General features: G+C 48.0%; 28 protein-coding genes. 27 read left to right on the forward strand and 1 reads right to left on the reverse strand.

Annotated elements, in window-relative coordinates:
- The first annotated feature begins 5 nt into the window (after window positions 1-5).
- The 20 genes from MUN34_RS04895 to MUN34_RS04990 all read left to right on the forward strand — a co-directional run bounded on the left by MUN34_RS04895 (window position 6) and on the right by MUN34_RS04990 (window position 15,654).
- On the forward strand, window positions 6-1,031 hold the full coding sequence (locus MUN34_RS04895) for an NAD(P)H-dependent glycerol-3-phosphate dehydrogenase (RefSeq protein ID WP_026828070.1): 1,026 nt from the start codon (window positions 6-8) through the stop codon (window positions 1,029-1,031).
- A gap of 39 nt (window positions 1,032-1,070) precedes the next feature.
- On the forward strand, window positions 1,071-1,247 hold the full coding sequence (locus MUN34_RS04900; protein WP_034769842.1) for a DUF2768 domain-containing protein: 177 nt from the start codon (window positions 1,071-1,073) through the stop codon (window positions 1,245-1,247).
- Window positions 1,244-1,978: a hypothetical protein gene (locus MUN34_RS04905; protein WP_026828072.1), complete on the forward strand. Its 735-nt coding sequence runs from the start codon at window positions 1,244-1,246 to the stop codon at window positions 1,976-1,978. The genes MUN34_RS04900 and MUN34_RS04905 overlap by 4 nt, the downstream gene beginning before the upstream one ends.
- 85 nt (window positions 1,979-2,063) lie before the next feature.
- On the forward strand, window positions 2,064-2,336 hold the full coding sequence (locus tag MUN34_RS04910) for an HU family DNA-binding protein (protein WP_012370671.1): 273 nt from the start codon (window positions 2,064-2,066) through the stop codon (window positions 2,334-2,336).
- Window positions 2,337-2,478: 142 nt separating this feature from the next.
- On the forward strand, window positions 2,479-3,057 hold the full coding sequence (locus tag MUN34_RS04915) for a heptaprenyl diphosphate synthase component 1 (protein WP_026828074.1): 579 nt from the start codon (window positions 2,479-2,481) through the stop codon (window positions 3,055-3,057).
- Between the two features lie 22 nt (window positions 3,058-3,079).
- On the forward strand, window positions 3,080-3,787 hold the full coding sequence (locus MUN34_RS04920; protein ID WP_026828075.1) for a demethylmenaquinone methyltransferase: 708 nt from the start codon (window positions 3,080-3,082) through the stop codon (window positions 3,785-3,787).
- A gap of 1 nt (window position 3,788) precedes the next feature.
- On the forward strand, window positions 3,789-4,751 hold the full coding sequence (locus tag MUN34_RS04925) for a polyprenyl synthetase family protein (RefSeq protein ID WP_034769845.1): 963 nt from the start codon (window positions 3,789-3,791) through the stop codon (window positions 4,749-4,751).
- Between the two features lie 94 nt (window positions 4,752-4,845).
- Complete coding sequence (ndk, locus tag MUN34_RS04930; RefSeq protein WP_247856975.1) at window positions 4,846-5,262, forward strand: nucleoside-diphosphate kinase; 417 nt, start codon at window positions 4,846-4,848, stop codon at window positions 5,260-5,262.
- 140 nt (window positions 5,263-5,402) lie between these two features.
- Window positions 5,403-6,176, forward strand: a complete 774-nt coding sequence (locus MUN34_RS04935; protein ID WP_026828078.1) for a CheR family methyltransferase — start codon at window positions 5,403-5,405, stop codon at window positions 6,174-6,176.
- Window positions 6,177-6,198: 22 nt separating this feature from the next.
- A complete protein-coding gene (gene aroC, locus MUN34_RS04940; RefSeq protein WP_247856976.1) occupies window positions 6,199-7,353 on the forward strand; it encodes a chorismate synthase in 1,155 nt (384 codons plus the stop codon).
- Window positions 7,350-8,408, forward strand: a complete 1,059-nt coding sequence (locus MUN34_RS04945) for a 3-dehydroquinate synthase (protein WP_247856977.1) — start codon at window positions 7,350-7,352, stop codon at window positions 8,406-8,408. The genes aroC and MUN34_RS04945 overlap by 4 nt, the downstream gene beginning before the upstream one ends.
- Window positions 8,399-9,652 (forward strand): 3-phosphoshikimate 1-carboxyvinyltransferase, encoded by a 1,254-nt coding sequence (aroA, locus tag MUN34_RS04950; protein ID WP_348772886.1) that lies wholly within the window; start codon window positions 8,399-8,401, stop codon window positions 9,650-9,652. Before MUN34_RS04945 ends, aroA begins: the two co-directional genes overlap by 10 nt.
- A gap of 44 nt (window positions 9,653-9,696) precedes the next feature.
- Entirely contained in the window at window positions 9,697-10,959 is a 1,263-nt protein-coding gene (locus MUN34_RS04955) for a tetratricopeptide repeat protein (protein WP_026828082.1), read from the forward strand.
- A gap of 28 nt (window positions 10,960-10,987) precedes the next feature.
- Window positions 10,988-11,515 (forward strand): ReoY family proteolytic degradation factor, encoded by a 528-nt coding sequence (locus tag MUN34_RS04960; RefSeq protein WP_026828083.1) that lies wholly within the window; start codon window positions 10,988-10,990, stop codon window positions 11,513-11,515.
- A gap of 196 nt (window positions 11,516-11,711) precedes the next feature.
- Window positions 11,712-12,152: a DUF2487 family protein gene (locus MUN34_RS04965; RefSeq protein WP_026828084.1), complete on the forward strand. Its 441-nt coding sequence runs from the start codon at window positions 11,712-11,714 to the stop codon at window positions 12,150-12,152.
- A gap of 104 nt (window positions 12,153-12,256) precedes the next feature.
- A complete protein-coding gene (locus tag MUN34_RS04970) occupies window positions 12,257-12,763 on the forward strand; it encodes a ubiquinol-cytochrome c reductase iron-sulfur subunit (RefSeq protein WP_026828085.1) in 507 nt (168 codons plus the stop codon).
- Window positions 12,764-12,766: 3 nt separating this feature from the next.
- Window positions 12,767-13,438, forward strand: a complete 672-nt coding sequence (gene qcrB, locus MUN34_RS04975; protein WP_012370658.1) for a menaquinol-cytochrome c reductase cytochrome b subunit — start codon at window positions 12,767-12,769, stop codon at window positions 13,436-13,438.
- A 41-nt stretch (window positions 13,439-13,479) separates the two neighbouring features.
- Window positions 13,480-14,271 (forward strand): menaquinol-cytochrome c reductase cytochrome b/c subunit, encoded by a 792-nt coding sequence (locus tag MUN34_RS04980; RefSeq protein ID WP_026828086.1) that lies wholly within the window; start codon window positions 13,480-13,482, stop codon window positions 14,269-14,271.
- Between the two features lie 56 nt (window positions 14,272-14,327).
- Window positions 14,328-14,927: a DUF1405 domain-containing protein gene (locus MUN34_RS04985; protein ID WP_247856979.1), complete on the forward strand. Its 600-nt coding sequence runs from the start codon at window positions 14,328-14,330 to the stop codon at window positions 14,925-14,927.
- A gap of 46 nt (window positions 14,928-14,973) precedes the next feature.
- Complete coding sequence (locus MUN34_RS04990) at window positions 14,974-15,654, forward strand: zinc metallopeptidase (RefSeq protein ID WP_247856980.1); 681 nt, start codon at window positions 14,974-14,976, stop codon at window positions 15,652-15,654.
- A 61-nt stretch (window positions 15,655-15,715) separates the two neighbouring features.
- Here MUN34_RS04990 and MUN34_RS04995 read toward each other — a convergent pair whose 3' ends face one another.
- On the reverse strand, window positions 15,716-16,603 hold the full coding sequence (locus tag MUN34_RS04995; RefSeq protein ID WP_026828088.1) for a YitT family protein: 888 nt from the start codon (window positions 16,601-16,603) through the stop codon (window positions 15,716-15,718).
- Window positions 16,604-16,776: 173 nt separating this feature from the next.
- Here MUN34_RS04995 and bshA point away from each other — a divergent pair, with 173 nt between their 5' ends.
- The 7 genes from bshA (at window position 16,777) to dinG (ending at window position 25,189) form a co-directional block, all read left to right on the forward strand.
- On the forward strand, window positions 16,777-17,919 hold the full coding sequence (gene bshA / locus MUN34_RS05000; protein WP_026828089.1) for an N-acetyl-alpha-D-glucosaminyl L-malate synthase BshA: 1,143 nt from the start codon (window positions 16,777-16,779) through the stop codon (window positions 17,917-17,919).
- Window positions 17,906-19,051: a CCA tRNA nucleotidyltransferase gene (locus MUN34_RS05005; RefSeq protein ID WP_247856981.1), complete on the forward strand. Its 1,146-nt coding sequence runs from the start codon at window positions 17,906-17,908 to the stop codon at window positions 19,049-19,051. The genes bshA and MUN34_RS05005 overlap by 14 nt, the downstream gene beginning before the upstream one ends.
- Window positions 19,012-19,983 (forward strand): biotin--[acetyl-CoA-carboxylase] ligase, encoded by a 972-nt coding sequence (locus MUN34_RS05010; protein ID WP_247856982.1) that lies wholly within the window; start codon window positions 19,012-19,014, stop codon window positions 19,981-19,983. The genes MUN34_RS05005 and MUN34_RS05010 overlap by 40 nt, the downstream gene beginning before the upstream one ends.
- Window positions 19,984-20,221: 238 nt before the next feature.
- Window positions 20,222-21,061, forward strand: a complete 840-nt coding sequence (gene panB / locus MUN34_RS05015) for a 3-methyl-2-oxobutanoate hydroxymethyltransferase (protein WP_247856983.1) — start codon at window positions 20,222-20,224, stop codon at window positions 21,059-21,061.
- A complete protein-coding gene (gene panC / locus MUN34_RS05020) occupies window positions 21,058-21,888 on the forward strand; it encodes a pantoate--beta-alanine ligase (RefSeq protein WP_026828093.1) in 831 nt (276 codons plus the stop codon). The genes panB and panC overlap by 4 nt, the downstream gene beginning before the upstream one ends.
- Before the next feature lie 2 nt (window positions 21,889-21,890).
- Complete coding sequence (panD, locus tag MUN34_RS05025) at window positions 21,891-22,274, forward strand: aspartate 1-decarboxylase (RefSeq protein ID WP_026828094.1); 384 nt, start codon at window positions 21,891-21,893, stop codon at window positions 22,272-22,274.
- A gap of 101 nt (window positions 22,275-22,375) precedes the next feature.
- Entirely contained in the window at window positions 22,376-25,189 is a 2,814-nt protein-coding gene (gene dinG, locus MUN34_RS05030; RefSeq protein ID WP_026828095.1) for an ATP-dependent DNA helicase DinG, read from the forward strand.
- The last annotated feature ends 22 nt before the right edge of the window (window positions 25,190-25,211 follow it).

The following is a 25,211-nucleotide window of genomic DNA, read 5'->3' on the forward strand; positions in this document are numbered from 1 at the left end:
TCATGATGAAAAAAATCGCAGTCATTGGAGCAGGGAGTTGGGGAACCGCACTCTCACTCGTTTTAGCCGATAACGGTCATGAGATCACTCTCTATGGTCGGGATCAAAAAAATGTTGATGCCATTAATCAAAATCATGAAAATACGCAGTTCTTACCAGGTGTGACGTTGCCGGAATCACTTCGGGCAACAACTGTTTTAAGCGAAGCTGTCGAAGGGGCCTCACATATCTTGATTGTGACGCCCTCTTCTGCGATTCGTTCTGTATCGCGTCAACTCAATGAATTGTTGTCAGAACCGGTCGTGTTGATTCATGCTTCGAAAGGGATTGAACCTAAAACACACTTGCGGCTGTCGGAATTGATGGAACAAGAAATTGATGCCTCTAAACGTTCGGCGATTTGTGTTTTGACTGGTCCATCCCATGCGGAAGAAGTTGCTTTGCGGAAGCCGACGACTGTGACAGTTGCTTCAACGGACATGGAAGAGGCAGGACGTGTGCAAGAATTGTTTACGAATGATAACTTCCGTGTCTATTTGAATGCCGATATTATCGGAGCAGAACTGGGCGGAGCTTTTAAGAACATCATTGCCCTAGCAGCCGGAATGGCGGATGGGTTAGGGTACGGCGATAATGCCAAAGCCGCCTTGATCACCCGTGGTATGGTTGAAATCGCACGACTCGGCACGTTGTTCGGTGCTAATCCGATGACGTTTACGGGATTGACCGGCATGGGAGATTTGATTGTTACATGTACATCGGTCCACAGCCGGAACTGGCGTGCTGGAAATGCAATTGGCCGGGGTGAAAAACTCGAAACCGTTCTCGAAAACATGGGAATGGTCGTCGAAGGTGTCCGGGCGACGCAAGCCGCTTACGATTTAGCAGAAACAAAACAATGTGAGTTACCAATCACGACAGCGCTTTACCATGTCTTATTTGACGGACATACTCCGGCCGAAGAAGTACAGAAGTTGATGCGCCGTCCGCAGAAAAATGAGATTGAACATCTGTTTACGATGAAAGATTAACGGAGTGGGGTGGAAACCTTGAGTCCTGGATTACTAAAAATGTGGATTTCGTTCGCCGGGATTGGTCTGTTTGCCATCAGTGTCTTATTGGTCACGATCAGTCGGACGAAATTATCCGGAGGTTGGCAATTTTTGATGTCGACCATTGCTTTTCTTTGTTTTATCGTCGCATCGATCATCATGGTCTTTATCGTCATGGCAGGTCCGAGCGCATGAAAAAACTTCTAGTTGTCTTCATGCTGATCCCCGTAATGTTGTTATCCGGCTGTTTATTTCCGGATAGTCAAAAACCGTCGAATCGGGTTCCTTATCCAGAACAGATTCGGACGGTACAAAATGCAGTAGACGCCTATCAAAAAGATACTGGGGTTTTGCCGATTAAAACACGAGAAGCAAATACGCCATTAATGGAACGCTATCAAATCGAGCTCGGACGTCTGATTCCGCGATATATGAGTGACCCGCCTCCGAACAGTTTTGAAGGCGGTGGTACATTCATTTATCTACTCGTCGATGTCGAAAAAAAACCGACCGTCAAATTGATGGATTTGCTTGTGGCGGAAGAACTTCAAAAGCTGCAAGTTCGGATTGATACGTATCGTAAGAAAAATGACAAGTATCCCTTCAAAGGTTCGATTGGAAAAAATCAGTTTACACTTGATTATAAGAAGCTGTTTATTAAAGAGGAACCAAAAGTGCCGAGTCCGTATTCGGATGAAAAACTGTCCATCTATGTCGATGGACAAGGTCAGTTGTTTATCAACTATTTGCCTGAACTCAAAAAAGCGGTCGAAACTGCGAAGAAAAAGCCAAAAGTCGGCCAAGATATTCGGCATTTGCTTTACGATGAGCAACCTTTTGTTCCTGCATACTCTCAAAGCTACACAATCAACAAAAAAGGCGAACCTGTGTTTTCTGAAGAATCGATCGAAGAATCAGAAAATTAATAGGGATTCTAACGAAAATGTTGTAATATCAACGTTTATAAGGTATGATTAGCCTCGAAGAAGTGATTGGGAGGGGGTGAACGTAATGAACAAAACTGAACTCATTCAAGCAGTTGTCGAAAAATCAGGTCTGACTAAAAAAGACGTGACGAAAGTTGTAGAATCAACATTCGAATCGATCACTGAGACACTTCAGTCTGGAGAGAAAGTCCAATTGATTGGCTTTGGTAACTTCGAAGTCCGTGAACGCGCAGCTCGTAAAGGTCGCAACCCACGTACAAAAGAAGATATCGAAATCCCAGCAAGCAAAGTACCGGCTTTCAAACCAGGTAAAGCATTGAAAGATGCGGTTAAGTAATTCGGCTACATAGTCGTTCGAGGAAATCCTCGGACGGCTTTTTTTGTGGACATTGAGAGACGAGAAAACGGATTGATTATGGTATATTAAAAAAGAAGAAAATCCATCAACGAGATGGCACTGGAGATCGGGGGGTAAAAGCATGAATCATCAAGAGCTGATCGTGGAAGAAATGGTCACCGCACTCACTACAAAACAAACAACACAACTGGCTCGGCATGTGGATTTCCCTTCCATCAATCGTGAACAAATCAGTTGGTTGATCGATGTCGCCCAAAATGAAACGTTGGCTTGGCAATCACTTGTCAAAGGTGTGCACTATGCACAAGTGGCGCTACTGTTACACGAACGTGTCGGAGAGACCAAAAGAGGTTCGAAAGAACGACAATTGCTGGTTTTGGCGGGAGATTTGTTTTCGAGCTATTTCTTTGAAGAATTGGCATATCTTCCCCAAACGGCACTCGTAACACTCGGGCGGACCGTTCAGCATGTGAACGAAGCAAAATGTGCTCTTCATGAGGAAAACTACGATTCAACCGAAGAGTATGTCTTGCTCTGGTTAAAGGCAGAATTCGGATTGGTTCAAGGATTAGCAACGATTAGCGGAAGAGACTGGTTGACGGAGGACGGACAGCGTTTAATCCGCCAACGGGCACAAAGCTTACAGGCAAGTGCTCAACAACTGTTATTATCACATCTAGAACAGATGGCAGTAGCGTAATATCTTCGAAAGGGTGAACTGCGTGCAGACACAAGAAAAAGAGAAAAAAGTATATGAAGTGTTTCAATCGATTTCAAGTAATTATGATCAAATGAATTCCATTATCAGCTTCCGCCTTCATAAATTGTGGAGAAAAGAAACGATGCGGCGGATGAATGTGTTTCCAGGCGCGAAGTGTCTCGACTTATGTTGTGGAACCGCCGACTGGACGATTCAACTCGCGAAAGCAGCCGGTCCGACCGGTGTGATTAAAGGACTTGATTTTTCTGAAAACATGCTGAAAGTCGGCGTGGAAAAAGTTGAAGCGCTTGAAATGAAAAATGTCGAGTTGATTCATGGAAACGCGATGGATCTTCCGTTTGGTGATCATTCTTTTGATTATGTGACGATTGGCTTTGGACTCCGAAACGTTCCGGACTACCTGCAAGTCATTAAAGAAATGCATCGGGTCTTAAAACCTGGCGGGACGGTCGTTTGTCTCGAGACGAGCCAGCCGACAGCCCCGTTATTTAAAGAAGCCTACTCCCTTTATTTCGGAAAAATCATGCCGCAAGTCGGCCGTTTGTTTGCGAAATCCTATGATCAATACAATTGGCTGCAAGAGTCGACCGAAGTCTTTTTAGACCGTGTCGAGCTGAAGCAACTGTTTGAACAGGCCGGCTTTATGCAAGTTGAAGTAAAAGCATTTGCAGGTGGGGCGGCTGCAATGCACCTCGGAAAGAAGTGGTGAGATGTCACTGCATTCAATTTATCGAGATGTAACAAAAGAAGTTAATTTAGTGGATCAATTTTTAGTCAGTCATATCGCATCAAACGACCCGACAATCGATGCTGCCGGACAACAATTGCTTCAAGCAGGCGGCAAACGGATCCGGCCTGCCTTCGTTCTGTTGGCATCAAAATTTGGTCGGGCAGACCGCGATGAACTCGTGCGTGTCGCAGCCAGTCTTGAACTGGTCCATATGGCCTCGCTTGTTCATGATGATGTGATTGATGATGCCGAATTGCGACGCGGAAAACCAACCGTCATGCAACACTTTGATGAAGAAGTTGCCCTTTATTCCGGTAATTTTTTATTTGGTGAAGCGGTTAAATTGATTGGTGAAGTCGGGAAACCGGAACTCGTTCAAGTGATGGTCCATACGATGCGCGAAATTTGTGAGGGTGAAATCGAGCAGATTTACGATCAGTACGACTGGGAACAATCCATCAAACGGTATATCAAGCGGATTGAACGCAAAACGGCGATTTTGATTGAAGCCAGCTGTCATCTTGGGGCGATCGTCGCGAACTGTTCACCGGAAGATACAAAGGCATTACGACAATTTGGGCGTGACATTGGTCTAGCTTTCCAAATTGCAGATGATTTGCTTGATTTTACAGCCAAGCGGACGGAACTCGGAAAACCTGTTGCAGAAGATTTACGGCATGGCCATAAAACCTTGCCAGTATTTTATGCTTCAGAAGATCAAGATTTCTTTCAAGAGTTGCAAAAAATCCGTTCGATGCCGAGTCATGAAGAGGTCGCTCCTTTACTAGACCGGTTGCAGCAATCTGATGCTTTGGAGCGAACGCAACAAACGGTCGATTTATATATTCGACGGGCCATTCTCCGCTTGAATCATCTGCCGAAATCGTCCGCAAAACGTTCTTTGGAAGAGGTCGCCCGATATGTTGGGAAACGTAAAGGTTGAAAAAATGTAAAAAATTTCTTGCCGCTTGTCCATTTACGCAGTAAACTTACTATGTAAGCGCTTTTTTATCTGTATTTCATAGGGGGAACTAGTAATGGAGCAAACATTTTTAATGGTAAAACCGGATGGCGTTGAACGAGGTTTGATTGGGGAAATCATCGCTCGTATCGAACGTAAGGGATTCGTAATTCGTGAAATGAAAATGATGCAAGCATCTGAAGAATTGGCACAAGCTCATTACGCGGAACACGCAGAAAAACCATTTTTCGGAGAGTTGGTCACTTTCTTGACATCTGGTCCAGTCGTCGCGATTCGTGTTGAAGGCGAAGATGTCGTCACAGTTTCACGGATGATGATCGGTAAAACGAAACCGACAGAAGCACTTCCAGGAACGATTCGGGGTGATTTCGCGAACACGATGAGTGAGAATGTCATTCATGGTTCAGACAGCGTTGAAAGTGCCGAGCGTGAACTCGGTCTTTGGTTTCAAGGACAACCATTAAACGTATGATGGCGGCAAGACGATTGAGCAACTGCTCGATCGTCTTTTTTTGTTTTTTGGAAAGGAAATAGCTTTATGCTAAGATAGAAAATAAGACAGGGAGTGCCTTGAAAGCAATCCCGTAAGAGAGAGGATTTGTGAGGTGGACTATGCAGGACTATGAGCTTTTCATCCAACGTTTCTTAAAAAAATCAGGAATTGATTTAGGACAATATAAAGAAGCCCAGATGAAGCGGCGATTGACAGCGCTACGCGATAAAAAAGGATACAGTACATTTGCTTCTTATATGCAGGCGATGGAAAAAAGTGCGACATTGTATGAAGAATTTTTGGATCGCATGACCATTAACGTCAGTGAGTTTTTCCGGAATCCGATTCGGTGGCAACAACTTGAACAGGACATCTTGCCGGTTTTGCAAGCCCGTGCTCATGGACGGATCCGGACATGGAGTGCCGCCTGTTCGACAGGGGAGGAACCGTATTCGTTAGCGATGATCTTAAACGAAAAGATGGATCCTGCACAATTTACGATTCAAGCAACGGACTTGGATGACCTGGTCCTGGAAAAGGCCAAACAAGGCCGTTACGGGGCATCTGCTTTAAATGAAGTGGAGGAAGCGCGAAAAAAACGCTATTTCATCGAGCAAGAACAACAGTTTGAAGTCGTTCCTGAAATCAGACGTCTCGTCCGGTTCAGTAAACATAATTTGTTGGGTGACCGATATGATACAGGATTTGATTTAATCATTTGTCGGAACGTCTTGATTTATTTTACAGAGGAAGCCAAGGCGCATGTCTACCGGTCGTTCGTCGAAGCCTTAAAACCGGGCGGTATTTTGTTTGTGGGTGGGACAGAACAGATTTTTCAACCGGAACGGTTCGGTCTGAAGATGAAGCAAAGCTTTTTTTACGAAAAAATCTAAGGTAAGAGGGGGATGAGGTAACATGCGTTATATGACAGCAGGTGAATCACACGGTAAAGGATTATCGGTTATCATCGAAGGAATCCCTTCTGGTCTTATCATTGATTTTGACAAAGTACAACGTGAGATGACGCGCCGTCAAGGTGGCTATGGTCGTGGGCGGAGAATGCAGATCGAACAGGACGCGGTAGATGTCCGTGGAGGAATTCGTCATGGCTATACGACGGGGGCACCCATCAGCCTGTTCATTGAAAATAAAGATCATACACACTGGACACAAGTCATGCAGGCAGAACCTTTGCAAGAAGAGCTGGAACGGCCGCGCACGCTAACCCGTCCACGACCGGGACATGCGGATTTAGTCGGCGGATTGAAGTACGGGCACCGGGATTTACGGGATGTCCTCGAACGTTCGTCTGCCCGGGAAACGGCGGCACGTGTTGCTGTTGGCGCCATTGCCAGACAACTATTGAGCCAGCTGGACATTGATTTATTTTCTCATGTCCGTTCAATCGGTGGCATCGATGCAGATGTCATCAATCCACTGGAATACCGTGACGTGATTGAGACATCCCCTGTCCGCTGTGCCGATGAAGCGGTAGCTGAGCGGATGATGGCAGCGATTGATCAAGCCAAAAAAGACGGAGATACGTTAGGCGGGGAAGTCGAAGTGGTCGTGACGGGTGTCATGCCGGGAATCGGCTCCTTTACGCAAAACGAAACGAAACTCGACAGTCGCATCGCCCGCGCTGTCATCAGTGTCAATGCGATGAAAGCAGTTGGATTCGGAGACGGATTTGAGCTGGCTCGACGAAAAGGCAGTACCGTGCAAGATGAAATTCTGCATGACGAGACCGGTTACTTCCGCAAAACGAATCATCTTGGAGGAATCGAAGGGGGTATGTCGACCGGGATGCCGATTCGGGTCCAAGTAGCGATGAAGCCGATTCCGACCCTGTATCGTCCCCTGCAGTCGGTGGATATTGAAACAAAAGAACCGTTTGTTGCCCAAATTGAACGAAGCGACGCATGTGCCGTTCCGGCTGCTGCGGTCGTACTGGAAGCCGTTGTAGCAGTTGAGATTGCGGCAGCTGTTCTTGAAATGTTTGGTACATCGACGCTTGACCGTCTCAAGCAGGCTGTTACAGACTACCGGGAGGAGGTGCGTCTCTTTTGACGCATCTGACCATCCAGGCGAGCCGTCCTTATTCGGTTTATGTTGAAGCAGAGGCCATCCTTCACATTCATGAAATCAAACAAGCGCAAGAAGCGGATCAGTTCTGGATCATTACAGATCAAACCGTAGCGGATTTGCACATGGTGTCGATTCGTCGTCAACTCGAGATCTGTTTTCCGGTGACACCCCAATGTGTCAGTACCGTCGAGCCTGGAGAAGGAAGCAAATCATTATCCGTCTATCAACGGTTACTGGAAGAGGGAATTGAGCAGGGGGCAACCCGTAAGACGATGATTCTTGCAGTCGGAGGCGGCATGATTGGTGACTTGGCCGGATTCGTTGCGGCGACTTTCCTGCGTGGTGTTCCGTTCATCCAAATTCCAACGACGCTGCTTGCTCATGATTCGAGTGTCGGAGGAAAGGTTGGATTAAACTTACGTTGGGGTAAGAACTTAGTAGGTGCTTTTTATCAGCCGTCTGCCGTGTTATATGATCCCGCCTTTTTACAGACGTTGCCTGGCCGCGAATGGAGAAGCGGTTTTTTTGAATTATTGAAGCATGGATTATTGGCGCGTCCGACATTCGCAGAAGACTTGATCGGATTTGGATTGGCAGACATCAAACAGTTGCCACTGGAAGACTGGATTTCAGCCGGGATTAAAGTGAAACAACACATCGTCGAGCAGGATGAACGTGAGGCGGGCATCCGGGCTTTTTTAAATTATGGACATACGTTTGGCCATGCGGTCGAATATGCGAGTGTGGATCTTTCCCACGGAGAAGCGGTCGGAATTGGACTGGTTTTTGTATCGTTACTCGAAGGAAATGAACGTCAAGCCCGTCAATTGGTGGAGCTGATCAAAAGACTAGGTGTCGTGTTACCGGAACGTCAACCGTTTGAAAGATACTTGGAGTTGATGAAACGGGATAAAAAAAATGATGCGTCGATTCGATTTGTCTTACAAGGTCAAGACGGATTTGGCTTAGAAGCAATCAATCGGGAACGTCTAGAAGACGCATATGATCAAACAGTGAGGTGTTTACAGTGGGCTTAAGAGGGACAGTACGCGTACCAGGAGACAAATCAATGACCCATCGTGCATTTTTGATGGGCGGAATCGCAGAGGGGACGACAGTGATCTCGAACGCCTTGCTAGGGGCAGACTGCCTGGCATCGCTCGCAGCAGTCGAGGCACTTGGGGCAAACATTCACCGGACGGAACAAGACATCCGGATTACCGGTACTGCTTCTCTGAATGCGGCAACGATCGATTGCGGCAATTCAGGAACGACGATTCGTTTGTTGAGTGGTATTTTGGCCGGTGGACAGGAAACATACACTTTGACAGGAGATGCTTCGCTGCAGCGACGGCCGATGGACCGGGTGACTGTTCCGCTTGCGACACTTGGCGCGGACATTGAGGGGACGTATGCGCCGTTGACGATCCATGGTCAGCCGCTTGTGGGCACGACCTACACACTGCCGGTAGCGAGCGCTCAAGTCAAAAGTGCGGTGTTATTGGCCGGATTGTTTGCAACAGGAGAGACGACAGTCGTCGAACCGATTTTATCGCGGGATCATACGGAGCGGATGTTGCCGAAATTCGGAGCGGATCTTACCATCCAAGAACAGGAGCAAGGACGCCGGATTCGTCTGCAAGGACCGGTCCGACTAAAGGCGACGACGATCGATATTCCGGGTGATCCTTCCTCGGCGGCCTTTTGGTGGGCAGCGGCGGCTTTAGGGGACGATAGCCAAATCACGACGGAACATGTCTTGATGAATCCGACCCGGACCGGATTTTTGCAAGTGTTACGCCAGATGGGAGCCAGTGTCGAAATTACGAACCGCCGTGAAATGGCGGGAGAAGAGACAGCGGACGTAACCCTGACGACGACTCACTTACAGGCAGTGGCAATCGAAGGAGAGCAAATTCCTTCATTGATTGACGAAATCCCGTTGCTTGCCTTGCTTGCGACGCAAGCAGAGGGACGGACAGTCATCCGGGATGCGGCAGAACTGCGTGTTAAGGAGACCGATCGGATTGAGACGGTCGTATCGACTCTTCAAAAAATCGGGGCGAAGATTGAGGCGACTGAAGACGGTATGATCATTGATGGACCGACACCTCTTGTGGGGGCGACGGTCGACAGTGCGGGGGACCATCGTCTGGCGATGATGTTGACGATTGCCTCGACATTACAACCGGAAATCCAAGTCCTTGGGGATGAAGTAGTTGAAGTCAGCTACCCGACGTTTTATGATGATTTAAAGACACTGCAACAAACGAATCCCTGAAAAAGATTTCGAACAGTGAAATAGAGGAAAGTGAGGCGTTTGCCTTGAACGAAAACGTATTAAAAGAGATCGTCGAAAGTCTCGAGCACGGTCACACGTCAGAAGCGTTGACGGCGCTCGAACAGCTTGAAAAAACCGGGACGGACGAAGATCGTTTAGCGGTGGCTGATTTGTACATCGAATTAGGATTATCTGACCGGGCAGTCGATTTACTGGCACCTTTGTATGTGGATTATTCAGGGAATGCTGGTGTAGCGTTGTTACTCGCAGAATGTTACATCGATTTGGACCGGGAAGAAGAGGCCATCACGGTGCTCGAACAGGTCGATGTGACGGATATCGAAAACGGTCCCCGGACATTGGTTTTGCTGGCTGACTTGTATCAGTCTCAAGGGCTAGATGAGGTAGCATTGGCTAAATTAAAACAAGCGCGTGACTTGGCGCCAAATGAACCGTTGCTTGCTTATGGACTGGCAGAACTCTATATGACACTTGGTGCATTCGACCAAGCAGTTCCGTTGTTTGCGGAAATCGCAGCTGATCCGGTCTTGCGTGAAGAGTTACCGCTTGATGCCCTCTATGCGGAATCACTGGCGATGATCGGTGAGTTTGAAGAAGCGATTCCTCTCTACGAACGCGCTGTTGCCGAACGATCGGATCTGCACACATTATTCGGTCTCGCCATGACGGCTCACCGGGTCGGGCAACATCAAAAAGCAGTCGAGACATTCCAACAACTGATTGCTCAGGATCCTGACTATACGTCGGCGTATGTTCCGTATGCTGAAAGTCAGGCGGAACTCGGTTTGACGAAAGAAGCGCTTAATGTCATCAAGCAAGGAATGGAGCGCGACGATTATAATGATGAGTTACGGACGATGGAAGCGTTATTCCTCTTGAAACTCGGCGATCGGGAAGGCAGCGTCAAAGCGTTACGCGAAGCGCTGGCCCTCAATCCAGAATCGCTTGTCGCAGCGGAACGATTATTGGCATTGCTCGCGGAAGACGAAGATCATGACGCGACGCTCGAGACGATTTCCGCCATCGAAGAACATGTGACGGCGCCGATTCTAACCTGGTATCGTGCCCGATCACTATATGCGTTAGAAGAATATACGCAGGCGATGGAGAAATATGCGCAGGTGGAAGCTGCTTTTGCAGATGATGCGTTATTCTTAAAAGAGTATGGATATGCTCTTGTGGAAGAAGGACGCCGGGACGAAGGGTTGGTCTTATTACGCCGGGCGGCCAATCTGACACCGGAAGATGCAGATTTAGTCGACTATGTCGAACGAATGGATGGATGACTTCACTGGAGAAGGGAGTAGGATTAAGATGACAGAGAGAAAGCAGCGTTTCTTGCGCCGCATCTTGACCTATTATACGTTGAAACGTCGGGAATCAAAGTGGATCATCGATTATTGGCTTCGAAACGATTCGAAGCTCGAACAGGTTCATTTTGTTCAAAATGCCATGTTTGCGCCAAAAGCAATAATCATTACGACCTATGGATTTGATGCAGACCCTTTTCTCTTTAAAAAAGGAGAGGTCAAGACGACCGATCCGGAAAAAGCCTATCATGATATTCGTTTGACCGATGAGCCGATCTATATCGAGTTAAACTTTCAAGGGATGATGATGGATGACGAGTACCTCTCGCTGTTAGAGGAAAATCCTTTTCGACCGGAAGTAGCCGTTGAACCGAAACTGGCGGATGCTGCGATGAATTTCATTGCGGCATCCGTCAACCGTCAGGAAGAAGAACGTTTGGTCCGATTGATTGACGAGGCGCTTGATGCCCGGGATAAAAATCGTTTCCAATCGCTTTCGGACGAATTACGGATCATTCGCAGCCAGCTTTGATCGGGAAATCGAGTCGTTCGCCTTCCTTCGACTGCACCGAAGGGAGGCTTTTTTTTGAAATCGAAACTAAGGGGAAAATATGAAGAAAAATTGTAGCTAATTTCATAAAACGTTCACATTAAAGAAGCAGTTACAAAAGCGGATATGATACATTAAATGTGACGAAATGTAAGTGAACAGGAAAGGGGGGAATGACTTGCGTTTCAAACCATCCGATGTTCAAAGGACGAGAAACGAACAAGCGTATATCGATACGTTGATTGTCCCATTGATTCCCGTCGGATTCGACGAAGCGATGCATGCTTTCTCGGAATGTGCAGATATGACGATGACCGTCGCGACGGAAGTCGAACGGCAATTGTCGGGACGTGCGATGCTTGTTCCGTCAATGACGTATATTGGTGAACCGTCCATCGATCAGCTTACCAGTTGGGAGCAAGCCGCATCTTCAGAGCAGTTTCGATTTGTAACGTTCATTACTGCCGATTTACGGTGGAAAGAGACATCGGTCACGGACATCATTTATGTCCCACGTTTATCGCTTGAGACGATGAGTCGCGATCAACAAGGTCAGATGGTCGGGAATTTTGTCGGGCAAGTCTTAGAGCAGTTAGGAAACCGCTGGACCGCGCTATGAAGCGGTTGACGCAATGATTTTATTAAGATACTATTACCATGTGAGAAATTTGTGTGAAGTACTGTGGTCTTGGGGCACAGCGTACATCACGAGGGGGGATCGAGATGGCTCAAAACGGGTCTAACGTAACACGTCGTCAATTCTTGACGTATACATTGACTGGAGTCGGCGGCTTTATGGCGGCGACGATGGTCATGCCGATGGTCAACTTTGCAGTTGATCCAGTCCTGAAGAAATCAGGAGCAGGCGATAAAGTAAAAGTAATGAAGTTGTCGGACATCACGACAGAACCAAAACGGGTCGACTTCAAAAAACAAACACAGGATGCGTGGTATGAGTTTGAAGAAACGTTATCTGCGTGGGTGTTCAAAAACGATAAAGGCGAAGTATTAGCCTTATCACCGATCTGTAAACACTTAGGATGCCAGGTCAGTTTTGGAGCGGATCCGACGCACCCAGAACAATTCTATTGCCCATGTCACTTCGGCCGGTATACGAAAGATGGCGTCAACGTACCAGGTACGCCTCCGACGAAACCGCTTGATGAATATGAAAAGCAAGAGAAAGATGGTTTCCTTTACCTAGGTAAACCAGTCGAAAGAGGTGCGTAAGCGATGATGCAAAAAATTTATGATTGGATTGATGAGCGCGTTGATATTACGCCACTTTGGCGAGATATCGCCGATCATGAAGTTCCAGAACACGTTAACCCGGCCCATAACTTCTCAGCATTCGTTTATTGTTTTGGCGGGTTGACATTCTTCACGATTGTCATCCAGATTCTTTCAGGAATGTTCTTGACAATGTATTACGTACCAGACATCATCAATGCGCATGCGTCCGTGTACTATCTTCAAAATGAAGTAGCGCACGGTCAAATCGTCCGTGGTATGCACCACTGGGGCGCATCGGTCGTCATCGTAATGTTGTTCTTACATACATTACGTGTCTTCTTCACAGGTTCATACAAAAAACCACGTGAATTGAACTGGGTCGTCGGCGTACTGTTATTCTTCGTTGTCTTAGCACTTGGTCTGACAGGATATCTGTTGCCATGGGATATGAAAGCATTGTTCGCAACGAAAGTTACGATTCAAATTGCGGAAAGTATTCCTGTCATCGGTGGTATCGCGAAAACACTCCTGGCGGGTGGAGAAATCGTCGGTGCAAGTACAATCGCTCGATTCTTTGCGATTCACGTCTTCTTCCTTCCTGCAGCATTGTTCGTCTTGCTCGGGGCCCACTTCATGATGATCCGTAAACAAGGGATCTCTGGACCACTTTAAACCGACACTTATCATTAGACAACTAAAAGGGGGAGAACACGATGCATCGTGGTAAAGGAATGAAATTCGTCACCGATTCACGGGTGTCGATTAATAACCGGATGCCGAATAAGTCAAAAGACTATTCGGAGTATCCAGGTCGGACGGAAGCGTTCTGGCCAAACTTCTTGCTTCGCGAATGGATGGTAGGAGCGGTCTTCTTGATCGGCTTCATGACGCTGACAATCGTTGAGGCAGCACCACTTCAAAATATCGCTGACCCGACGAATACGTCGTACATTCCACTTCCGGACTGGTACTTCTTATTCCTCTATCAGCTCTTGAAATATCAATTTGCGGCTGGTCCGTACATTTTGATGGGTACCGTCATTCTTCCGGGTCTTGCGTTTACGGCACTGCTTGTTGCACCATGGCTTGACCAAGGACTCGAACGTCGCCCGGCAAAACGTCCGATCGCCGTCAGCATGATGTTACTTGCCATCGTATCGATCGTCTTCTTGACATGGGAATCAGTTCAGACAACACACTGGGATACTATCCATAAACAAGGTGAGTTGACAATGAACGAAGGTCCAAAAATCGATACAGCAGCAAAAGGCTTCGAGATTTACTCGAATCAATCATGTGTCAACTGTCATGGTAAGAACCTCGAAGGCGGCGCAGCTGCTCCAGCCCTCGTTGGAACGAAGAAGACAGAAAAAGAAATTTATGATATCGCAGTTAAAGGTGTCGGTTCGATGCCTGCTGGACAGTTCAAAGGTTCAGACGCCGATCATAAAGAACTTGCTAAATTCATCGCTTCATACGGTGAAGGCGGAGAAAACAATAAATAAGACAACCGGCCGGGGGAATCTTCCTCCGGTTTTTGTCTATCATGAGGTGACGATACATGCCGTTCATTCATCTGTTAAAACATAAAGCTGTGCTTTGGGCGCTTGCCTTAATCAACCTGGGCGGAACATTATACGGCTATTACTGGTATCAACCCCAACTGGTCCAGTCGAAGTGGTACTATTATCCGTTCATTCCGGATAGTCCGACAGCGTCTCTCTTTTTCACGATTATCGTCTTTTTATGGATTTTCAATCGGCGATCGCGTTTATTTGAAGCCCTTGCCTTCGTCACCTTGATCAAATATGGGGTTTGGGCAGTCGTCATGAATGCGTTGATGCTACAGGAACTCGGAACGGATGATTCCTATTTGACGGCGATGGCCTTGATGCTGATGGTTTCACATGGTGCGATGGCGTTTCAGGCGCTCCTGTATGCGCCTGTCATGACGTTTCGGGTCAAGGAACTGGTCCTCGTCTCGATTTGGGTCATTCATAACGATGTCGTGGATTATGTGCTCGGACAGTGGCCGCGGTATCCGGCACTTGCTGAACACATCCAGTGGATTGGGTACGGTTCCTTCTGGTTGACCGGATTATGTCTTTTGATGGGATATTGGTTTATTGCACGCGATTCGATTGACAATAAGGTCGCTTGAACATAAAATAAGACTATAATCTTTTTTTATGAAAGGAAGCGACGACATGGCGAACTATTTAATCTATCTAGCCATCATCATCATCGTGCCGATTTGGGCACAGATGCGTGTCAGAAAGACGTACAAAAAATATCAGGAAGTTCCGATTCACAGTGGGGTGACTGGAGCACAAGTCGCAGACTTCATCATGAAGCAAAACGGGATTACCGATGTTCGTCTTGAGCCGATTGGTGGGACGATGTCCGATCATTACGATCCAACGAATAAAGTCGTCCGCCTGTCGGAAGATGTCTATTACGGTTCTACGGTATCAGCCGTTTCGATCGCCGCACACGAAATCGGTCACGTCATTCAAGATGCGACCGATTACGGAATGATGCGGGTTCGTCACCGGATTGCCCCGGTGGCTTCGATTACGTCTAACTTGTCGTTCCCGTTGTTGATGATTGGTTTCTTGGCGGGGATGAGTGGACTGGCCATGCTTGGTGTCATCTTGATGCTCGGAGCCGTCATCTTCCAACTCGTGACGTTACCGGTCGAGTTTGACGCTTCTAACCGGGCGATGGCCCAGTTGACGGAACACGGTATCATTGACGCGGAAGAAGAGCGCGGTTCGCGTCGTGTCCTGAATGCAGCGGCTTGGACATATGTCGCCGCGACGCTCGTAGCGATTGCCGAATTCGTCCGTTTGGCGTTGATCGTCTTCGCTCCGTCAAGTGATGATTAAGAATAAAAACAAAAGACGAGGAATCCGATCTGGATTTCTCGTCTTTTTGTATTGTGCCCAATCACGTTTCTTTGATTGGGATTCGGTTTTCATCGAAGGTGAACCCTTCGCCCGTCACTTCATAAACATCATGCAGGGTAATGAAGGCATGTTGATCGACTGATTTGACAAGTGTCTTCAATCGTGTGATTTCATTGCGGGCGACGACGACGTACAACACTTCCAAATCGCGTCCCGAGTAACCGCCCTTGGCGATCAAGCGAGTCGTCCCGCGGTTCATCGTCGCGTGAATACCGTCCGCAATCTCCGTCCGTTGATCGCTGATGATCATGGCGGCTTTTCCGGCATACGTCCCTTCTTGCATCCAGTCAATGACACGAGCACCGACATAGACGGCAAGTAACGTATACATCGCCTGTTTGTAGTCGAGATAGCTTAACGACGCAATGATGACAAAAAAGTCAAATACCATAAACGTTCGGCCGATCGACCAGCCAAAATACCGTTTTGTTAAGCGGGCGATGATATCGACACCGCCGGTCGTTCCACCGTTATTGAAGATGATGCCAAGACCGACACCGATGAATACACCGGCAAACAAGGCCGCGAGGACCATATCATCTTTCAAGAAAATCTCAAGCGGAGAATATTTAGCGATCAATCCATACCAAATCGAAAAACTGAACGTTCCAATCAGCGTATAGACGAACGTCGTCCGGCCAAGCAACTTGTAACTGACGAGGAATAACGGAATGTTGAGCAGTAAGTTGGTGACGGATGGGGAAAAACCGAACAATCCCTTTAAAATCAAGGTGATGCCTGTAAATCCTCCTTCTGCCAACTCGTTCTGCACGTTAAAATGATAAATACCAAAAGCGAAAATAAAGGATCCGATCAAAATCCAGATGATATTTTGAATACGAATCGGAAACTGGAATGGGGGTGCCATCTGATTGCTCCTCTCTGACATGACTCTTTCTCTAGGGTAACGGCAGACGTCAAAAAAGACTAGCTTTTCTGACGAAAATCGTTCGAAAAGTGGCAGATGTAGTTTTTAGTCGGCAATTTGATTACAATGAGCAGGGGACAGGACATTACTTAGTGAAGAGAGAGTGAGTAGATATGAAAAAAGCGATTGGGATTCTCTGTTATCCATCGGTCGGCGGCAGTGGTGTCGTAGCGACGGAACTCGGCATGAAATTAGCAGACCGGGGACACGATGTCCACTTCATCACATCCAGCATTCCGTTTCGACTGACGGAGTACCGGCCGAACATTACCGTCCATCTCGTCGAGGTGAATCAATATTCGGTTTTTAAATATCCACCGTACGACATCACGCTGGCGTCGAAAGTAGCGGAAGTCATTGATTTGTTTGATCTTGACGTCATTCATGCCCATTACGCTGTGCCGCATGCGGTTTGTGCGGAGCTTGGGCGAAACATGGCGAAGAAAAAGGGCGTGGCTGTCGTAACGACTTTACACGGGACCGATATTACCGTCATCGGACAGGATTTAGAGATGCAACCGGCGATCCGGTATGGCATCGAAAGTTCGGATGCCGTTACGGCAGTTTCCGAAAGTCTGGCGCTTGAAACAAACATGACGTTAAACGGACAGTATACGATTGAAGTGATTCCGAACTCAATCGATGAAAGTATGTATTATCCGATGCGGGATGAACGATTGAAACGCCACTACGGCATCGAGCCGGATGAGGTCGTTGTCATCCATATTTCGAATTTCCGACCGGTCAAACGAATCGATGATACAATCGCTGCCTTTGCGATTGCTTCAAAGGATCGTGCCATGCGCTTGTTACTAGTCGGAGACGGTCCGGAAATGGGGCAGACGCGACGCCGGGCAAAGGAACTGGGGATTTACGACAAAATCATTTTTGCCGGCAAACAGGAGCATGTCGCCCAGTTGCTGGCAATCAGTGATATTCATTTACTGTTGTCGGAAAAAGAAGCGTTCGGGCTTGTCGTCCTCGAGGCAATGGCCGTCGGTGTGCCGAGTGTCGTCTCGAGTGCCGGTGGGTTACCGGAAGTGATTCAGGATGGAAAAACTGGATTCATCGTACCGACGTATGATGTCAAGGCTGCAGCGGACCGGATTGGACAGTTGGCGGATGATGCGACATTGCGGGAAGAATTAGCAGAGGAAGGAATTCGGGATACCCGAAGACGGTTTGATTCCAATCAGGTCGTTCGTGCCTATGAACTGCTGTATGAACGGGTGTGTGCACGCTATGAAAATGCTTGAGTCGGCCAATCACATCATTCAGACGATTGAAGAGGCGGGCGGCGAAGCCTATATCGTCGGAGGAGCGGTCCGGGATATGTTGCTCAAACGAGAACCCGGGGATTACGATTTGGCCACGTCATTCCTTCCGGATGCGGTCATGCGACTGTTTCCGGTCGTTATCCCGACCGGACTCGATCATGGCACTGTCACGGTCGTCCTAGACCACATTCCGTTCGAAGTGACGACATTTCGTTCAGAAAGTACGTACAGTGACCGTCGGCGTCCGGATGAAGTGACGCTCGGCGTCAGCTTAGAAGAAGACTTGACGCGTCGTGATTTTACGATCAATGCGATGGCGCTGAAACCGGCCGGGCTCGTGGATCTGTTTGGTGGTCAAGACGATTTGGCAGCAAAAATTGTCCGGACGGTCGGTCGAGCGGAAGAACGATTTGATGAAGATGCCCTGCGGATGATTCGGGCGTTTCGATTCATGAGTCAGTTGGAATTTACGCTCGACCAGGAGACGGAACAGGCAATCAAACATCAAAAACAGCATCTTCAATCGGTCGCCATCGAGCGAGTTGCGATAGAGTTTGAAAAATTATTGTTAGGTCCCGGACGTGAAGCGGCCCTAGCGGCGATGCTCCGGACCGGAATCCAGCAGTACATGCCTCATCTGAACGAGACGATCATCAAGCAGTTGATGGCGCTCCGGTTTAACGGTGTATCGTCAGATGACGTCTGGACACTCGTCTTAGTCGCAGGACTCCGTCCGGAAGCACTACGGGCCTGGAAACGTTCGAAAAAACAGGAAGGGCGCGCGAAGACACTGGCTCCGCTTGTTCAGAAAGAGACGTTATCCGATTGGCAACGTTACCGGTTGTCGGACGAAGAGTTGGAACATTTGAACGAGATGACAGGACGCCGACATGAAGAGCGAACGTCCTTGCCAATCCGACGTTTACAAGACTTAACGGTCAACGGGCGTGACATGATCAAACTCGGATTGCAAAAAAAACAGATTAAAGAAGCGCTTCATCACCTGGAGCGACAAGTCGTGCACCGTCAACTGGACAATCAACGCGAGATGCTGTTAAAGGAAGTGATGAGTTGGAAAAATCAACACGGGACCGAGTCCTCCACGCATTGATGCAAACCGACTGGATATCGGGACAAGAGTTGGCTGATCAATTAAATATTTCACGTACCGCTATTTGGAAACAAATAGCGGCATTAAAAGAATCCGGGTACATCATCGAAGCGAATAAAAAAACAGGCTATCATTTAGCCGATCAAGGCGACCGGTTGACCCCGCTTGCGATTCAACAACATTTGCGAACGCAAACGCTCGGACAACAAATCATCCACCTTGAGCAGACGGAAACGACGCAACGGATCGCCCATGAACAAGCCCAGCAAGCAGCAAACGAAGGCACACTGATTGTCTGTGACTTTCAAACCGGCGGTCGGGGGCAACTCGGGCGCACGTGGCACGAGACGCGGGGAGCGGGCATTGCGATGAGTTTGATTTTGCGTCCGGAAGCACCGCTTCACCAAGCCGGTCAATTGACATTACTCGCGGGGATCGCCTTAGCTGAGACGCTACGGACACTCGATGTCCCGGCGACGATTAAATGGCCGAACGATTTGTTGATTGCAGGACGGAAAGTAGCCGGTATCTTAACGGAAATGCAAACGGAAGCGGATCGCATTAATTCCGTCATCATTGGAATCGGCATCAACGTCCATCATGAACAGTTTTCGGAAGTCTTGGCGGACCGGGCGACATCTTTAAAATTAGCGACAGGTAAATCAATTGTCCGCGCTGAAATCGTTGCTTTGTTTTTAAATACGTTCGAACCGATGTACCGGAAGTGGTTGACGGACGGATTCGCGTCATTTGTCCCCGCATGGGAGAAATATGCCGATCGGTTAAACGATCTGGTAACGTTACGAACACGGCAAGAGACCGTGACCGGAATCTTACGTGGAATTCGAACGGATGGTACCTTGCAGATTGAAACGGAGACGGGTCTGAAAACATTTCATTCTGCTGAATTGATTTACTGGACGGAAATGTAAGCTCGGACGTTTGCAGTCTGCTTTTTGAATCATGTATAATGAGTGCGAGGATGATAGCCATTTGGAGTCATACCGGTTAGAGGCTTTTATTCATAACGTTTATTTGACTGCCTTGATCCTACTCGGACAGGGACAGAAGGATGATATTGCACTTATCCACGCCTTCTTTCCTATGGATTATTTTAGGAAGGAAGGTGTTTCCTTTTGTCCTCTCTAAACTACGAAGGAGAGAACACACATGCATACGATGACACCTTTATTAAAAAAACAACAGGCGGGCGAAAAACTCGTCATGCTGACGGCGTACGATTATCCGTCAGCCAAACTGGCAGAAGCTGGACATGTCGATTTACTATTGGTCGGTGATTCACTCGGGAATGTCATTCTCGGCTATGATTCGACGATTGCCGTGACAGTAGATGATATGGTCCATCATGCGAAAGCCGTTCGGCGGGGGGCACCTGCGACATTCATGGTCGTCGACATGCCGTTTGCCAGTTACCATGGTTCGTTTGACCGGACGCTTGAAGCGGCAGCCCGTATTTTCCAAGAAAGCGGAGCGGACGCCTTGAAACTCGAAGGGGCCGGAGAAATCTTGACGACGATCCGTCGTCTGACTGATGCCGGGATGCCGTGTGTCGCGCACTTAGGACTGACACCACAATCTGTTGGGGTGCTCGAAGGATTCAAAGTCCAAGGGAAATCGCTTGCAGCAGCGGAACAGTTGATTGCCGACAGTTTGGCAGCAGAACAAGCGGGAGCGAAGATGCTCGTCCTCGAATGTGTGCCGCATCCTCTCGCGAAACGCGTCCAGGAACTCCTGAAGATTCCTGTCATCGGGATTGGTGCAGGGGCTGATGTCGCAGGACAAGTATTGGTTTATCATGATCTTTTGACGTATGGTGTCGGTCGGCTTCCAAAATTCGTCAAAGCGTATGCTGATTGGAACACATCAGGTACGGAAGCCATCGCGCAGTATGTCCAAGAAGTCAAAAACGGAACGTTCCCTGAACTCACCCATTCTTTCGTGATGGATGAAGAATTGATCGGGGCGTTATATGGAGGATCAAAAGAATGAAAATCATGCAGAGTGTGGAACAACTGCGGGAAGCGTTGGCAGGACAAACGTCAATCGGTTTCGTCCCGACAATGGGGTTCTTGCATGAAGGACATGCCTCGTTACTGAACCAGGCACGGCAGGAAAATGATATCGTCGTCTTGAGCATCTTTGTCAATCCGACACAATTTGGTCCGAACGAAGATTTAGACCGTTATCCGCGGGACGAACAGCGTGATCAACAAATGGCGCAAGCAGCAGGCGTCGATTATCTCTTTTATCCGACGAATGACGTCATGTATCCGCTCGATATGGCACGGGTCACAGTTCGCTCAGGTGATGATGTCTTATGTGGTGCGTCACGACCGGGACATTTTGACGGGGTCTTGACGGTCGTCAGTAAATTGTTTAATATTGTCCAACCGAAGCGCGCCTATTTTGGATTAAAGGATGCGCAACAGTTGGCATTGATTGAAGGATACGTCTCAGATTACTTTGTCCCGGTCGAAATCAAACGGTGTCCGATCATTCGCGAAGCGGACGGACTGGCGAAATCGTCGCGTAACGTTTATCTGTCGGAAGTGGAACGAACGCAAGCGCCGGGGATTCAACACGCATTGCAGGAAGCAAAACAAGCACTCGACGCAGGGGTACCACTTGAAACCGTTCTTGCACAAACCCGTGCGTCACTTCAGTTTGAAGGCACGACGATTGATTATGTCGAAGCCGTCGCCTATCCGACACTCGGACAGGTCGATTCGACAACAGAAACGATTTTACTTGCGGTTGCCGTTCAATTTGCATCGGCTCGTTTAATTGATAATTTACTATACACGAGAGGAGCATGATCATGTTACGAACATTCATGCATGCAAAACTACACAAAGCCCGTGTGACGGAAGCGAATCTCCATTACGTCGGCTCGATTACAATCGACGAAGATTTACTCGATGCTGTCGGTATTCTCGAAAATGAGAAAGTCCAAGTGACGAACAATCAAAATGGAGCACGGATTGAGACATATGCGATTAAGGGAGCCCGAGGTTCTGGTGTGATTTGTTTGAATGGAGCAGCAGCCCGCCATTTCCAAATCGGAGATGAAGTCATCATCATGGCATATGCGCAATTGACGAACGAAGAAATCTCATCACATGTTCCGAAAGTGGCAGTCCTTGATCAGGATAATTCAATCAAGCAGATGTTATCGCAGGAAATCGCACATACGATCTTATGATTTTTGAGGGACCCGAGATACATTCGGGTCTCTTTTTTGTTAAGATGGAACTTGAGATGCCATATGTATAAGATATGGGTGGTTAAAGGTGGAGATGAGTCGTGGAAAAGAAGTTTGTTGTAGTGGATTTAGAGACGACCGGACATTCGATTAAATCCGGCGATGAGATGATTGAAATCGGAGTGGCAGTAATTGAAGATGGTCAGATTACAGATCGTCTGTCGGCATTTGTCCGTCCACAAAAACCGATTCCGCCGTTCATTTCTCAATTGACCGGCATTACGGATGAGGACGTGTCGCAGGCGGAATCATTCGCGACCATTGCACCGCGTGTACTCCAATTACTCGATGGTGGGGTGTTCGTGGCACATAACGTGCAGTTTGATTTGACCTTTTTGAACGAAGCATTAGAAGAAGAAGGCTATTTGCCGTATTCTGGTCCTGTCATCGATACGGTTGAGTTAGCAAGGATTTTATTACCGACTGCTGAAAGTCATTCCTTGTCCCATTTGACGGAAGCGTTACAACTGACGCACCATGAAGCACACCGGGCCGGGAGCGATGCAGAGGCAACGGCAGAATTGTTGCTCCATCTACTTACCCGTCTACAGGATTTACCGCTCGATACGTTACGACACTTACGTCGTTTAGCCGGAAAGCTGTTTAGCGCGATTGAACAGGAGATTGACGAAGCGATTCAAATGGTGGGACTGGAGCCGGACGACCGTTTTGATTATTTTCGTAAGCTGGCTTTAAAGAAACGAACTGAACCGGAAGAATGGATGGAGCGGACAGAACTGGAACCATTCAGTCCGTTTGTCGACCGGTTAAATGAAACGGTCTTCCCGCAACTGTTCCCTGGATATGAACCACGTATGGGACAACTTGAAATGATGCGTCACGTCTATCAATCCCTTGACCAAGAGACACCATTACTGGTCGAGGCGGGAACGGGAACCGGAAAATCACTTGGGTATCTTGTACCGGCGGCGCATTATGCGATTGAACATGAAACGCCGATTATCGTCAGTACGCACACGATTCAATTACAGGAACAGTTATTTGCCCGGGACCTGCCACTTTTACGTCAATTGTTTGAAGCACCGGTCGACATCACCTTATTAAAAGGCCGCAGTAATTACATGGACCTACGTAAGTTTGAGTTTTTCCTCAGCGAGACGGAAGAACCATATAACTTCACGCTCGCTAAAGCAATTTTGTTAGTCTGGCTGACGCAGACCGAGACAGGAGACTTGGAGGAAGTCAGTTTACCCGGTGGAGCAGCGCAAGGCAATATCGCCATCAAACAACTGATTCAGTCGGACAGCCAGTCGCAACTTGGACGGTTTGACCCGTGGTACAGCCGTGATTTTTTCCATCATGCCGTCCGACGGGCGAAACAAGCGACGATTATCGTCACGAACCACGCCTTGTTATTTAGTGATATTCAATACGAAGCCGGAGTCTTGCCAAAGGGGTGTCCGTTGATATTAGATGAAGCGCATCAAATCGAAGAAGTGGCCAGTCATCATTTTGGATTGGTTTTTGATGGACATTCCTTTGATCGGATTTTCAGACAGCTTGGATTCTCTTCGGATAAAAAATTATTGACGCGCTTGATTAGTTTATCGGATCAATATGATTTGACGGAGTTGGTCGAAGCGCATAGTGAAACGATCGATGAGACGTTGACGGCACTGCTCGAAGAAGCGGACGGACTGTTAACGATCATTCAGGCCTATGGTCTTGAACTCGCTTCACGGAAAGAACGTCGCGAAGGACGGGTCACGGTTCGTTTCAAACGACTGGATCATTCAATGCGTGCAGTGCAGGAGAGCGCGAAACGGGTCGAACTCGTCTTAAGACGTTTACGGCAAGCCATTCGGGCGATTCATAAACTGTTCCATGATCAACGCGAACATATGAGTTACCGCGAGCGCTCGATCGTAGCCGATTTGAAGGCCGTCATCGGTCAATTGGAAGAAGTCGAACAGGCGATTTTTGAGACGATGCTCGCGCCACACGATGAGACGGTTTCCTGGATTGAAACGACAGCTAAAAATCGGAAATTGACCCGGATTTATACGCAACCGATTGATATTTCAGACCGTCTGCACCGGGAAGTATTTTCGAAACGGACCTGTATCTTAACGTCTGCGACCTTGACGGTTTCGAATAAGTTCCAGTTCATCGAAAAACGACTTGGACTATCGGAACTCGAGACACGACGGTTCATCGTCCCGTCGCCCTTTGGCTATGCAGAAAAAGTCCGGCTGATGGTCCCGACAGATTTACCGTTATTGCAGGATGTACCGCAAGCGACGTATTCCGAAGTCATCGCGGATGCGATCATCCGAATTGCCGAAGTGACCGAAGGACGGATGTTGGTGTTATTTACATCAAACGAAATGTTGCGCCAAACGCATGATGCGACAAAAATGGCCTTGCCAGAACGGTTTACGCTGCTTTCCCAAGGAATCACCCAAGGGTCACGACAGCGTCTGATGAAACAATTTAAACAGCTCGATGCCTGTATCCTGTTCGGTACAGCTAGTTTTTGGGAAGGGGTCGACGTTCCGGGTGACGATCTGAGTTGTCTCGTCATCGTCCGCCTGCCGTTTGCACCACCCGATCAACCAATTGTTCAAGCGCGCTCAGAGCAGATTGAACAACAAGGGAAATCATCGTTCTTTGAATACAGTTTGCCGCAAGCCATCATTCGCTTCAAACAGGGATTTGGCCGATTGATCCGGACGACGAACGATCGGGGTGTCGTCTTCATTTTTGACCGACGCATCGAGACGACACGTTACGGGAAACGGTTTGTTTCCAGTCTGCCCAATGTCCCGCTTTTAGCGCAACCGCTCGACGAATTAACGGCTGAGTTGGAATTGTTCTTAAATGAGACGGATTGAGTCTGTTAAAATAAGCATTATC

Source organism: Exiguobacterium sp. 17-1 (assembly GCF_023096305.1).
Classification (GTDB): domain Bacteria; phylum Bacillota; class Bacilli; order Exiguobacteriales; family Exiguobacteriaceae; genus Exiguobacterium_A; species Exiguobacterium_A sibiricum_A.